The organism is Gordonia pseudamarae, from assembly GCF_025273675.1.
GTDB lineage: Bacteria > Actinomycetota > Actinomycetes > Mycobacteriales > Mycobacteriaceae > Gordonia > Gordonia pseudamarae.
The window spans coordinates 2,042,693-2,056,680 of sequence record NZ_CP045809.1 but is presented as its reverse complement, the minus strand read 5'-3'; the positions used below and the strand labels follow the sequence as shown (position 1 = coordinate 2,056,680).

Here is a 13,988-nt window from a genome sequence, read left to right as displayed (position 1 = left end):
CCGCGACCGGCTCAGCTGATCGGCACACCTGAGCGGGAGGTTCCGCCGGTGGTGCCCGGGCCGTTGCCCGCCTCCGGTTCGACGCGCGGCTGGGGCTGCGGGCAGACCCGGAGGATATCGGCCTCCACCTCCGCGCGGAACCCTGGATCGTCGATGCTCAGCTCCGGGTCCGAGCGCCGGATGCAGAACGTGTCGACCACCGTGTTGCCGAGGGTGGCGACCTTGGCCCAGCGCACATCCACACCGTGCGATTCGAGCACCGCGCTGACCCGGCTGAGCAACCCGATCCGGTCGTCCACACGCAGTTCCAGGATGGCCTGCCCGCCGTCGCCGCCTCCCCGGCGACCGGACTCGACACCCTCGCCCCGCCCCCCCGTGTCCGGCTCGCCATCCCGGTCCGGCTCGCCGGTGCCGGATGTCTCGACCCCCGACCACAGAATCCGGGCGGGTGCCACGGCGAACAGCGCCGGGACGGCGAACTTGGCGTGTCCGGCACCGTCCACCGCGGGATCGGTGCTGCCCGCCGATGCCGATGCCCCGGCGAGCGCGCCGATGCCTTCGGAGATGCTGGCGATGGTCGGGATCGGCGATTCGGCCTCGCGCGCGTCCAGCCTGGCCAGCACATCGACCTTGCCCTCGACGGCGGCGATCAGCTGCTGACGCATCAGCCCGGCCTCGGGCGGGCTGCCGAACCGGGGTACCACCACGAAGGTGTTGACGGCGCTGCCGGCGTGGCCGCGTACCGATGCCGACTGCGCGCGCAGACCGTGCAGGCCCAGCACACCGGCCATCTTGGACAGCAGCCCGGGCCGGTCGGGGGCCACCATCGTGACCGTGTAGGTGTGCAGTCCCTCCGCCTGGGAAATCTCGACCGCGAACCCTCCGGCCTCGGCCAGATCGCGCTGTTCCGGCGACAACGGCTCGACCGCCACGGGCGTGGCACCGTCGATGAGCCGCAGGCACCGACGCACAAGATCGAGGATCAGCGACGACTTCCAGTCCCCCCACACCCCGGGACCGGTGGCCAGCGAGTCGGCCTCGGCCAGCGCCGCCAGCAGCTCCAGCAGCACCCGATTGCCGCCGAGGGTGTCGACGACGAACTGGGCCGTCGCGGGATCCTCCAGGTCGCGGCGGGTGGCCACCGACGGCAGCAGCAGATGATGACGCACCATCTCCGACAGAATCGTCACGTCCTGCGGCCACAGCCCCATCCGGTTGCCCAGCTGGATGGCCAGTTCGGCACCGACGATGCTGTGGTCGGCGCCGCGGCCTTTGCCCAGGTCGTGGATCAGGGCGCCCAGGACCAGCAGGTCGGGCCGGGTGACGCGGGTGGTCATCGCGCTCGCGTACGAGGCGGTCTCCACCAGATGGCGGTCGACGGTCCACGAATGGATCGCATCACGCGGCGGCAGGTCACGAACCGCTCCCCACTCGGGAATCAGCCTGCCCCACAGTCCCGTCCGGTCCAGCGCCTCGATCGGGTCGACCATGTGGTGACCGGATCCGAGTAGCACGATGAGGTCGCTGAGCGCCTCCTTCGGCCACGGTTCGCGCAGTTCCGGCGCGTAGTCGGCCAGCCTGCTCAGCGTCGAGGCACTGATCGGCAGACCCGTACGTGCCGACGAGGCCGCCACCCGCAGGATCAGCCCCGGGTCACGGCTCGGAATCGCGTTGCGCGCCAACACGACCTCGCCGTGGTGCTCCACCACGCCCTCGTCGAGTGGGCGGCGCACGGGCGGCCGCCGGAGCTTGGCCAGCCCCCGTCGCGGCAGCGCGTTTCCCGCGGTGCGCAGACCCACGTCGATGGAGTAGCTGATGGTGCGGGCGGCATCGCTGATCGAGCGCGCCAGATCGAACCTGTCGCCGATCCGCAACGCCGCGCCGATCTCGTCTGCGTCCTGCGCGCGGACCTGCTCGCGCGGCCTGCCCGCGATCCGGTGCAGTTCAGTGCGGATGTCGAGGAGCCGCAGGTAGGCCGCCTGCGGACCCGAACCCGCCGACTCCGACCGGGCCTGGGAGACCCCGTCGGTCAGCTGTGCCACCGCCAATGCCCCGAGCAACTGCACATCGCGCAGCCCGCCGCGACCGCTCTTGAGGTCGGGTTCGGCGCGATGGGCGATGTCACCGGCCCGGCGCCAACGATCCTGGGCGTGGGTCACCACGTCGGGGAACCGTGTGCTGATCTGGGCCCGCCACTGCTGACGCACCCCGCCGATCAGCAGTGTGGACAGATCCTCGTCGCCGACGAGGTGCCGGGCCTCCAACAGCCCGAGCGCGGCGGTGACGTCGTCGGCGGCCACCGACAGCGCCTGCGGGACCGTGCGCACCGAATGATCGAGCGGAATGTTCGCGTCCCACAGGGGATACCACAGTCCGTCGGCCACCTCCGACACCGTGGCCGCGGGCAGATCATCATGCAGCAGGATCAGGTCCAGATCGGAGAACGGCAGCAATTCACCACGGCCGAGGCCGCCGACCGCGACGATCGACAGCCCGCTGTCGGCCGTGATTCCGAGCTCGGCACCCTTGCTGTTGAGCCAGAACTCGTGCAGGTCGACGAGCACCTGCCGTAGGCCGGGTGCGTCGAGTTTGCCCGAGCGCGCCGAGGTGAGCAGTTGGCGTCTTGCCTGGGCAAGGTCTGTTGCTGCCATGAGTTCTCGCTACCTCGCAGATCCGTGAAGGGGACTCCTGCCTGTCGGGTGGCACCGATGCGGGACAGGCGTGGGAGACGGGTATGTGTGAGATGGTCGCGGCCCCGCGGCTGACTCATCATCAGTCGCGGGGCCGCGATTCACGGTGCCGGCCGGGTCGGCGACCCGGAGGGTGGAGACTACAGGGCGTCGGTCCCGCGCTCACCGGTGCGGACCCGGACCACCGAGTCGACCGGGGAGACCCACACCTTGCCGTCACCGATCTTGCCGGTGCGGGCGGCCTCGACGATCACGTCGACGACCTTGTCCACGGCTGCGTCGTCGACGACGACCTCGACCCGGACCTTGGGCACGAAGTCGACGGAGTACTCAGCCCCCCGATAGACCTCGGTGTGGCCCTTTTGGCGGCCGTAGCCCTGGACCTCGCTCACGGTCATCCCGAGGATGCCGGCCTGTTCGAGTCCCGCCTTCACGTCTTCGAGTGTGAACGGCTTGACGATGGCAGTGATCAGCTTCATGAATTATCCCTCTCCACAGAATTCAGCGTAGTTGTCCGAGTGAGTGCGTTCACGCTGATTCATAGGCGGTCTCCACGTGTTCGGCCTGATCGATGCCCACCTTCTCGTCCTCGTCACTGACGCGCCAGCCGAGCGGCTTGAGGGCGTAGGCGATGGCTGCGGTGAGAACACCGGTGAACACGAGGGCGAAGAGCGCGATCACGATCTGCACGATGAGGAGCTTTCCGTCGCCGCCCCAGAACAGGCCGTCGCCCTTGGCCAGCAGGCCGATACCGACAGTGCCCCACAGGCCGGCGACCAGGTGCACGCCGACGACGTCGAGCGAATCGTCGTAGCCGAACTTGTTCTTGAGACCGATCGCGAGGGCGGCGAGCGCACCGGCCACGGCACCGAGAATCAGCGAACCGACCGGGGTCAGCGAACCGCAGGCCGGGGTGATCGCGACAAGACCTGCGACGATGCCCGATGCCGCGCCGACGCTGGTGGCGTGCTTGTCGCGAATCAATTCCACGGTCATCCAGCCGAGGATCGCGGCGGCGGTGGCGGCGGTGGTGTTGACCCAGACCAAGCCGGCGGTCATGTCGGCGGCGAGTTCAGAACCCACGTTGAAGCCGAACCAGCCGAACCACAGGAGAGCGGCACCGAGCATGACGAACGGGATGTTGTGCGGACGGTAAGCGGTGCGGCCGAATCCGGCGCGCTTGCCCACGATGATCGCCAGGACCAGGCCGGCCATACCGGCGTTGATGTGAACCACGGTGCCACCGGCGAAGTCGACAGGTGCGACCTTCGCGGCCCCGTCCACGGTGCCCCAGATCCACGACGCGAAGCTGCTCTCGGCGTCGGACATGATGCCGCCGCCCCACACCATGTGGGAGAGCGGGAAGTACACGATGGTCGTCCACACCACGGTGAACACCAGCCAGGTGGAGAACTTGACGCGTTCGGCGAGCGATCCGGAGATCAGCGCGACGGTGATCACGGCGAAGGTGAGCTGGAAGCCCAGGAATACGATCGACGGGATGGAGTTGCCACCGGTGACCACCAGGGTGTCCTCGCCCTGCTGGATGGTGTTGGTGAGCTGATCAGAGCCGAACAGTGAGAACGGATTGGCGAAGATGCCGAGAATGTCATCGTCACCGGTGATGCCGTTGCTGAAGGCCATCGAGAAGCCCCACAGCACGTACACGACGCTCACGGTCGCCAGCGAGCCGAACGACATCATCATCATGTTCAGAACGGACTTGCCGCGGGACAGGCCTCCGTAGAAAAAGGCCAAGCCCGGGGTCATCAGCAACACGAGAGCCGCGGAGGTGAGAATCCACGCCGTGTCGCCAGTGTCGAATGTGCCAAACGATTCTGTTGGCAGCGCGAGAACCACTGTAAGAAACCTCCTGACGAGTTACGCCGACCTCTCGGCGCCTGTGATGACTCTGTCGGTCGGTGGTTTCAGTGGTGGTGCGCTGGTGTTTCGTGCCGGTGAACCACGGAGCGAAATATATTTCATCTGCGTAAACCGCCAGGATCGCTCTCAGCGGCACCTCACAGTGGCCCTACGTGGATGCGAGTTCGCCTGTCCGCGCAGGGCCCTGATCGACCGGATTCACAGCAATGCGTCGACGAACGCCCCCGGCTCGAACGGCGCCAGATCGTCGGCCCCTTCGCCGAGGCCGACGAGCTTGACCGGAACACCCAGCTCCTCCTGGACGTGGAAGACGATTCCGCCCTTGGCGGTGCCGTCCAGCTTGGTCAGTGCCACCCCGGTGATCTTGACGACGTCGGCGAACACCCGGGCCTGCACCAGACCGTTCTGCCCGACGGTCGCGTCGAGCACCAGGATCACCTCGTCCACCGGAGCCTTTTTCTCCACGACACGTTTGACCTTGTCGAGTTCGTCCATCAGACCGGTCTTGGTGTGCAGCCGGCCCGCGGTGTCGATCATCACCACATCGACGCCGTCCTCGATGCCCTTGGCCACGGCGTCGAAGGCCACCGACGCGGGATCGGCGTTCTCCTTGCCGCGCACGATCTGGGCGCCGACGCGTTCACCCCAGGTCTGTAACTGATCGGCGGCGGCCGCGCGGAAGGTGTCGGCGGCGCCGAGCAGGACCCGCCTGCCGTCGGCGACCAGGACGCGGGCCAGCTTGCCGGTGGTGGTGGTCTTGCCGGTGCCATTGACGCCGACGACCAGCATCACCGACGGCCGGTCGGCATGCGGCAACGCCCGGATCGACCGGTCGTACTCGGGATGCAGTTGCTCGATGAGCACCTTGCGCAGCAGTGCGCGGGCGTCGTCGGCGCTGCGGACGGGGTTACTGGCCAGTTCGGTGCGCAGCTTCTCCACGACGGCTGTGGTGGAGGCGGTTCCGAGGTCGGCCATGATCAGCGTGTCCTCGATCTCCTCCCAGCTGTCCTCGTCCAGATCACCGGCGCCGAGCAGGCCGAGCATCGATTTGCCGATGGCGCCCTGCGAGCGGGACAGGCGCCCGCGCAGTTTGCCCAGCCGTCCTGCCGTCGGGGCGATCTCGTCGATGGCGGGGGTGAGCGTGGCCTGTTCCGCGGTGTCGGGCACCGCTGGTGCCGCGACCTCGGGCACCGCAGCAGGCTCGGGGGCACGGTGCCGGGGCTCGGCCACCTCGGGTGCGGGCGTGGCGGCGGACTCGGCGGGCGCCTCGGGTTCGACGGTGGACGGTACCGGCGGCGCGGCGTCGGTGGCGGCCTCGACGTCGGTGTCGGTCGCGGCCGATTCCTCCGTCACCTCCGGTTCGACGACAGGTTCGGCCGCGACCTCCGGTTCAACGACGACCTCGGGTTCGGCGACCTCGGGTTCGAGGACCTCCGGTTCAACGACGACCTCGGGTTCGACAACCTCGGGTTCGACAACCTCGGACTCGGCGGGCGTCTCCGTGGCGGGTTCGGCTATGTCTGGTAGCGACACATCGCGGACGGTGCGCTTGTCCGCATCGCGCGGGACCGCCGCGTCATCACCGACGCCCGGCTGGCCGTCGACGTCGGTACGCTCCCCCAGCGGCCTGACCGGCTCGGTGGGTGCGGGCGTTCCGGCGGGAGCGGGCGGTTCGGCCAGACCCGTCGCGCCCTGACTGAAGCTGAATCCCGATCCGGCCTTGTACCCGCCGGATCTGTCGACCTGTCTTTGGGTGCCGTCGGGTGTGCCCTCGACCTGTCCGGTCCCCGATGTGTCGTCGGTGAGCGAGATCTGGCGGCGGCGCGCCATCACCGTCCCGAGGCCGATCAGCGCCACGATGAGCAGTACCGCCACCACAATGCCGATGACAAGTCCTGTGTTCACTCCACACGTCCTTCCGTAGCTTCGATCCCAGTCAATCAGACTGCCGCCACCGGTACCGATTCCCCGGGGCGGCGATTCGTGTCGACGCCGACGTGCTGGTGCGGCTACGTCACCGGACCGGTGAGCAGTTCCTCGAGCGCAGAGGCCGCGACGGCCGCGCCGTCCTGTGTCCGCAGCTGCGCACCGAGCTCACGGGCGCGGCCCCGGATCGACTCGTCGGTCAGCACCGCCTCCGCGGCCGACCGGATCGACGACGGAGAGCCCGACCTGCGCACCAGCCGCCCCACTCCCGCATCCCGCATCGCCCGCCCGACGATCGGCTGGTCGGTGAACGCCGATGCCGGGATAACCACCACGGGGATGTCGTGCGACAGCGCGCGCATCGTAGTGGAGTAACCGCCGTGGCCGATGAGCGCGGACGTGGTGGGCATCAGATCGCCGTGATCGGCGAACCCGGTCACCTCGATGTGGTCGGGGGCGTCGAACGACACCGGATCGAACACCCCGCCGGTAGTGACCGTTGCCCGCACCCGCATCGGTGTCAGAGCCGCGATCACCCTGTTGAGCACCGCCCGCTGCCCGGGATAACCGTTGGTGGACATGCTCACCACTACGTGCGGTGACCGGCCCGCGATATCGGCGGGCCGGGCGGGCGGCAGCACCGCACCGGTCCACCGCACGTTCTCCGACCGTTCCCGGTCCCGCGCCGGGTCGGTACCACGGTGGGCGGCCACCAGATTCAGGGCGGCACTGTCCCACAGGTCGCCGAGCCGGTAGCCGTACAACAGCGCCGGGCTGCCGCCGCCGAGCCGGCCAGGTCTCGGGTAGTCGGCCATCCAGCCGCGTATCGAATGGGTGAGTACCACCCGAGTGATCCCGAGATCGCGGACCGCCTGGTGGGCGGGCGCGATCAGGCAGTCGACCAGCGCGAGATCGGGTTGGCGGGCGCGGCACAGCTCGGTCACCTCGACGCCGAGCCTGCGATCGTTGAGCATCGGCACCCAGCGCAGGGGGCTCTGTTCGGCGCCCGCATCCCACGGCCGCACCGATCGGTAGGCGACGAACTCGATTCCGGGCGCGTCGAAGTGACGGCGTACCCGTTCGTGGCCGAGCACCGTCACTCGATGCCCACGACGCGCGGTCACCGCGGCGATGCGCGCCATCGGCGGCACGTTGCCACCCGCGTCGACGGTCACGCACAGAATATGCCCCACCGGTGTCCTCCCCACTGCGTTGTCGCCCGGTCGTCCGGGTCCGGATCGGCCCACACCGCGAACTGCACCCCATCCGGAGCGCAAGGCTACCCGCCACATCGTCCGGCCCGAACACCGTGCGCGCGTTCGTTTCACCGAAAGCAACCACACCGAGCCAACGGCGCGGCATACGATCGCCCACATATCCTCGTCACGCAGATGTTCCAGTCTTAGGAGTCGCCCGTGTTCCCCGGAAACTTCGTCGCCACCACGCCGGACAAGCCGGCGGTGATCGCCGCCGCGACCGGAGCGTCCCTCACCTACCGGCAGGTCGACGAGAATTCCACGAGGATCGCCAATCATCTTGCGGCGCTGGGCCTTGCGCGTGGTGACACCGTCGCCGTGGTGTCCGACAACAGCCTGCACATCTTCGAGGTGTACTGGGCGGCGCTGCGCAGTGGAATGTACCTCACCGCCATCAACCACCATCTGACCGCCGACGAGACCAACTACATCCTCACCGACTGCGGGGCACGGGTCCTGTTCGCCGGCGCCGCGGTGGCCCCGGCGGTCGCCGAAGCCGGACAGATCGATGACCTCGCGCGACCGGGCCACCGGATCGCCTGGGGCGAATCGGGCCACAACTCGTCACTGCCGGGTTTCGACGACTACGACCACATCCTGGCCACCGCGTCGGCCGAGCCGCGCACCGATCAGCCCCGCGGCACCGACTTCCTGTATTCCTCGGGTACCACCGGACGACCCAAAGGCATCAAGATCCCGCTCCCCGACGGCCAGGTCGATCAGATTCCCGACACCTACACGGTGGTCTTCGGCGGGCTCTACCAGTTCGGCGCCGACACGGTGTATCTGTCTCCGGCGCCGCTCTACCACGCCGCGCCGCTGCGCTATTGCGGGACCACCAACTCGGTGGGCGGCACGGTGATCATGCTCGACCGGTTCGAGCCGGAGGCCGCGCTCGCCGCGATCGACAAGTACCGGGTCACACACAGCCAGTGGGTGCCGACGATGTTCATCCGGATGCTGAAACTCCCGGCCGAGGTCCGCGAACGATACGACGTGAGCAGCATGCGGTACGCGGTCCACGCCGCCGCGCCGTGTCCTGCCGAGGTCAAACGCGCGATGATCGAGTGGTGGGGGCCGGTGATCCACGAGTATTACGCGTCGACCGAGGCCGCCGGGGCGACGATGATCGGCCCGCAGGATGCGCTCGAACGCCCCGGATCGGTAGGCAAGGCGCTGCTCGGCGTCATCCGGATCTGCGACGAGGCAGGAGCCGAGGTGCCCACCGGAAAGGTGGGTCTGGTGTATTTCGAGCGCGACCACATGCCCTTCCAATACCACAACGATTCGGCAAAAACGCGCGAAGCCCAACATCCTGAACACGAAAACTGTTCTACGACAGGCGATATCGGATACCTCGATGAGGACGGATTCCTGTATCTCACCGACCGCAAGGCGTTCACCATCATTTCCGGCGGCGTCAACATCTACCCGCAGGAAGCCGAGAACGTCCTGATCGGACATCCGGCGGTGTACGACGTCGCGGTGATCGGAGTCCCCGACCCCGAACTCGGTGAGGTCGCCAAGGCCTGTGTCCAGTTGGCGCCCGGCAATGCCCCCTCGGCCGAACTTGCCGCCGAACTGCTCGACTACGTCGGCGATCGGATCGCCGCGTTCAAGGTGCCACGGTCAGTGGACTTCCTCGACGATCTGCCCCGCACCCCCACCGGCAAACTGGTCAAACGCGAACTACAGAAGCAGTACGCCTGAGACGGACCGGACCCGCCTCACCCCACGACGGGTGCGGCGGGTTCGACTTCACCGGACCGGGCAGATGCGCGCGCTACCTGCCAGCCGCCGGTTCCCCCGCTGACCACCACGTCACCGGCGGTGACGCCCACGGCGATCCCCGCATCGGACACCTCGACGTCACCGACCGTGAGCACATCGGTGAGTGCGTCGACGTTCTGCGTGAACCGGTCGACGAACACCTGCACGAAGTCCGACAACACGTACGCCCCGAACACCTCGGCCCGGACCACGGTGAACCTGATCCTGCCGTCGTGCACCGTCGGTGCGATGGTGACCACGACCGGAACCGGCACGATCACGACCCGCGTCGAGAGTGTGACGCGCAACGTGCCGGTGGCGGCGCTCCCGGTGATCGAGGTGACGGTCGCACTGCTCGCGGATCCGGCGGCAACCGTCGACAACCGGGCGAACGAGATCTGCGCCGACGCGTCCAGTCCCCGTACGTGGGTCTGCCCGCACTTGTCGTAGGTCAGGTCGTCGGCGCTGCCGGTCAGCACGATCCCGTCGACCTCGACGGTTCCGCGCAACGCCCCGATGGTGGGCCGGTCGCCGAGGGTGAGACGTTCGGCGCGCATATCGGTCCACTCGCCGTCGGTGCCGGCACCTCGGGCATGTACGTGCGGCACCCGCCCGAAGTACTGCAGGACGAGCGGCCGGCGACTCAGCGTCACCGCGATCGGATAGCCCGCGGCCTCCGACAGACGACCGGCCAGCCGGGTGACGACGGCGCGGCGCGCCACCGTCTCGGCAACAACGAACGCCACGGCGAGCAGAAGCAGAATCACCAGTGCGAATGTCATCAGCGCAGAGACTACCCGGGTTCGGTGGTGGCGGGGACGGCGATATCGACTCCGCGCAGCCGCTGCGAGATCACCGTGGTGATGCCGTCGCCGCGCATGCTGACGCCGTACAGCGCGTCGGCCACCTGCATGGTCGGTTTCTGATGCGTGATGACGATGAGCTGCGATTTTTCCCGCAACTGTTCGAACAGGCCGATGAGCCGTTGCAGGTTGGTGTCGTCGAGTGCGGCCTCCACCTCGTCCATCACGTAGAACGGTGACGGCCGGGCCCGGAAGATCGCCACCAGCATCGCGACGGCCGTCAACGATTTCTCACCACCCGACAGCAGCGAGAGCCGCTTGACCTTTTTGCCCGGCGGTCGGGCCTCCACCTCGATGCCGGTGGTCAGCATGTCACCCGGGTCGGTGAGCACGAGCCTGCCCTCGCCGCCGGGGAACAGCGAGGCGAACACCTGCTCGAATTCGCGCTCGACGTCGGCGTACGCCTCGGTGAACACCCGCAGGATGCGCGCGTCGACATCCTCGACCACGGCGAGCAGGTCGGCGCGGGCCGCCTTCACGTCTTCCAGCTGCGCGGACAGGAAGTTGTAGCGTTCCTCCAGGGCCGCGAACTCCTCCAGGGCGAGCGGGTTGACCTTGCCGAGCGTGTTGAGATCCTTCTGGGCGCGTTTGGCGCGCGTCTCCTGGGCACGCCGATCGAACGGCATCGGCGCGGGTGCGACCACCTGGTCGCCACGTTCCTTGGCCTGCTCGTACTCGGCGATCTCCAGCGCCGACGGCGGCATCGGCACATCCGGTCCGTATTCGGCGACCAGGTCGTCGGGGGTGATCGCGAACGATTCGAGAATCTGCTCTTCGAGTTGTTCGATGCGCAACGCCGCCTGGGCGCGGGCCATCTCGTCGCGGTGCACGCTGTCGCGCAGGGCGTTCAGGCGGTCGGTGAGTTGAGCGGACTGCTTCTTGAGTTCATCGAGTGCCGTCGACCGTTGCCTGCGGACGGCGTCGAGTTCGTCGCGGCCGCGCTGGGCCTGCGCGACGGCGAACCGTACCCGCTCGGCCACCTCGGCACCGACCGCGGCCACCGCCCGCGCCACGGCCGCCGCCTCGCGGCGGGCCTGGTCGGCCAGGCGCTGGCGTTCGCGGTTCTCCCGTTCGCGGATCGCCGCCCGCCGCAACGAGTCGGCCTTGCCGCGGACGGAGGCCAGTCGTTCCTCGGCCGTGCGCAACGCCAGCCGAGCCTCCATCTCGACGCTGCGTGCGGCGCCGACGGCTTCGCTCGCGGCGAGCCGGTCGAGGTCGTCGTCCACCGACACCGAATCGGCGTCGCCGGTGTTGCGCACAGCGCGCAGGCGCTCTTCGAGTTCACGCAGTGCGGTCAGGTTCTCGCCGCGGCTCTCCTCGGCGCGGTCGCGCTGTCGGGTCAGGCGCTCGGCCTCCGACAGCGCGGTCCGCAGGTCCTGGCCGAGACGCCCGAGTTGTTCGTAGGCCGCGCCGAGATTGGCATCGGACTCGTGCAGCGCGGCGAGTGCCTCCTCGGCGGCGGCTTTGCGGTCGCGCTGCTCGGACTGAGCCCCCGACAGCGCGGCGGTGACCTCCTCGACGGTGCGGCCGGCGGCGTCCAGTTGGGCGCGGGCGGTGTCGATCGCCGACTGCACCTCCAGGCTCGACTGCCGGCGCGAGGATCCGCCTTCGACGGCGGCAGGGCCGATCCGGTCACCGTCGCGGGTGACCGCCCGCAGGTGATGCCGCTGTGCCAGCGCCAGACCTGCGGCCGGGTCGTCGACGATCACCATGTCGGCCAGCAGTAGTTCGAGCGCGCCGCGCACGGCGTCGGGGCAGGTCACGATGTCGGCGGCCCACCGCGTCCCCGGTGGCAGCTCGACGTCGCGGCGATGGCCGGTGACCGGCAATCCGCTCACGATGAGGGCGGCGCGGCCGCCGTCGCCGGCGCGCAGCGCGGTCAGCGCGCCGAGTGCCGCGGTCCCGTCGACGGTCACGATGGCATCGGCGAGGGTCCCGAGGGCGCAGGCCGCCGCTGTCTCGTAGCCGCTCTCCACGGTCAGCAGCTCGGCCAGCGGCGCGAGCAGGCCATCGGATGCGTTCTCGCGCAGCCAGGTTCCGCCGTCGCCGCGTTCGAGGCTGCCCGCGAGCACCTCGATGCGGGCGGTCAGGGAGGCGATGCGTTGTTCTGCGGTGCGTTCCTCGGCGAGCAGGGCGGCCACCCGGTGATCGGACAGGTCGAGTGCGGCCACGCACCGGTCGTGGTGTTCGTCGAGCCCGGCTTCGGCACCATCCAGCTCGGCGAGCAGCGCCTCGGCCGCGTCCTGAGCCTGCCGGGCCTGTTCGGCGCGTTCGGTGGCCGACGCGATGGCCTCGGTCAGCCGCGCGGTCTCCGCGTCCGCCGACTCGGTGCGGGTCCGCAGGTTGACCACCTGCCCTTCCAGCCGGGCGATGCCCTCGCGCTGATCGGCAATCGCGCGCACCGCCGCCAGATGTTCCCGTTCGGTCGCCTCGGCAAACAATTCACGTTCGGCCAGTTCGGTTTTGGCTTCGTCGAGGCGTTCGGCGGCCATGTCGACGGCCTCGGTCATCTCCATCTCGGTCTCGGCGGCTTCCTCGGCCTCCATCTCGAGTTCCTCCGGGTCCGGGCCGCCGGGCAGTGCCGACGGTTCGGACAGGTAGCGGCTGCGTTCGCCGGCGACCCGGCAGGTGGCATCGACGCGTTCGGCCAGCGCCGACAGCCGGAACCAGCCCTGACCGGCTGCTTCGGCGGCCGGGATGATCTCTGCCAGGTGTGTCTCGTGTTCGGCCAGGGCCGCGGTGACGGTGTCCAGCTGTGCGGTGACCTCGTCCTGTTCGCGGCGCACCTCGTCCTCGACGGCGGTGTGCCGGGCCATCTCGGTACGCCGGGTCACCAGGTCGTCGGCGGCCAGCCGCAACCGGGCATCACGCAGATCGGCCTGGATGGTCTGCGCGCGCCGCGCCACCTCGGCCTGTCTGCCGAGTGGTTTGAGTTGGCGGCGCAGTTCGGCGGTCAGGTCGCCGAGCCGGTCCAGGTTTGCCTGCATACCCTGCAGTTTGCGGACGGCCTTCTCCTTACGGCGACGATGTTTGAGCACGCCGGCGGCCTCTTCGACGAAAGCCCGGCGGTCCTCGGGCCGCGACTCCAGGATCGCGGCCAATCGCCCCTGCCCGACGATGACGTGCATTTCGCGCCCGATGCCCGAGTCCGACAGCAGCTCCTGCACGTCCATCAGTCGGCACGAGCTGCCGTTGATCTCGTATTCGCCGGCACCGTCACGGAACATGCGCCGGGTGACGGAGACCTCGGAGTAGTCGATGGGCAGCGCGCCGTCGGAGTTGTCGATGGTCAACGTCACCTCGGCACGTCCCAGCGGGGGCCGCCCGGAGGTTCCGGCGAAGATGACGTCCTCCATCTTGCCGCCGCGCAACGCCTTGGCGCCTTGCTCGCCCATCACCCAGGTGAGGGCGTCGACGACGTTGGATTTGCCCGATCCGTTCGGGCCAACCACACAGGTGATGCCCGGCTCGAACCGCAGCGTCGTGGCCGACGCGAACGATTTGAACCCCTTGAGGGTCAGGCTCTTGAGATGCACGACCAACAAGCCTACCGGTGGGGTATGTCAGGATCGGATCACGCCACTGTGGCGATCGCCTCT

The 13,988-nt window shown here is 68.8% G+C and carries 8 protein-coding genes; 1 reads left to right on the top strand and 7 read right to left on the bottom strand.

Going from position 1 to position 13,988, the window contains the following annotated elements; translation table 11 throughout:
- Window positions 1-11: 11 nt before the first annotated feature.
- From GII31_RS09050 to GII31_RS09030, 5 genes are all read right to left on the bottom strand, one after another.
- Window positions 12-2,651, bottom strand: coding sequence for a [protein-PII] uridylyltransferase (locus tag GII31_RS09050; RefSeq protein WP_213248811.1), 2,640 nt, complete (start codon window positions 2,649-2,651; stop codon window positions 12-14).
- A gap of 179 nt (window positions 2,652-2,830) precedes the next feature.
- The gene (locus GII31_RS09045; RefSeq protein WP_213248809.1) at window positions 2,831-3,169 is read right to left on the bottom strand and encodes a P-II family nitrogen regulator; all 339 of its coding nucleotides are present in this window, start codon (window positions 3,167-3,169) and stop codon (window positions 2,831-2,833) included.
- Between the two features lie 49 nt (window positions 3,170-3,218).
- Window positions 3,219-4,550: an ammonium transporter gene (locus GII31_RS09040; protein ID WP_213248807.1), complete on the bottom strand. Its 1,332-nt coding sequence runs from the start codon at window positions 4,548-4,550 to the stop codon at window positions 3,219-3,221.
- Window positions 4,551-4,772: 222 nt separating this feature from the next.
- Window positions 4,773-6,479 (bottom strand): signal recognition particle-docking protein FtsY, encoded by a 1,707-nt coding sequence (gene ftsY, locus GII31_RS09035; protein WP_213248805.1) that lies wholly within the window; start codon window positions 6,477-6,479, stop codon window positions 4,773-4,775.
- A gap of 104 nt (window positions 6,480-6,583) precedes the next feature.
- A complete protein-coding gene (locus tag GII31_RS09030) occupies window positions 6,584-7,693 on the bottom strand; it encodes a glycosyltransferase (RefSeq protein ID WP_260840392.1) in 1,110 nt (369 codons plus the stop codon).
- 222 nt (window positions 7,694-7,915) lie between these two features.
- Between GII31_RS09030 and GII31_RS09025 the strand changes: the two genes are divergently transcribed.
- Entirely contained in the window at window positions 7,916-9,466 is a 1,551-nt protein-coding gene (locus GII31_RS09025) for an acyl-CoA synthetase (protein ID WP_260840391.1), read from the top strand.
- Window positions 9,467-9,483: 17 nt separating this feature from the next.
- Here the strand turns inward: GII31_RS09025 and GII31_RS09020 are convergent, their stop codons facing one another.
- Together GII31_RS09020 and smc are read right to left on the bottom strand one after the other, a co-directional pair.
- Entirely contained in the window at window positions 9,484-10,308 is an 825-nt protein-coding gene (locus GII31_RS09020) for a hypothetical protein (protein WP_213248799.1), read from the bottom strand.
- Between the two features lie 11 nt (window positions 10,309-10,319).
- Window positions 10,320-13,925: a chromosome segregation protein SMC gene (gene smc / locus GII31_RS09015; RefSeq protein ID WP_213248797.1), complete on the bottom strand. Its 3,606-nt coding sequence runs from the start codon at window positions 13,923-13,925 to the stop codon at window positions 10,320-10,322.
- Window positions 13,926-13,988: the final 63 nt, after the last annotated feature.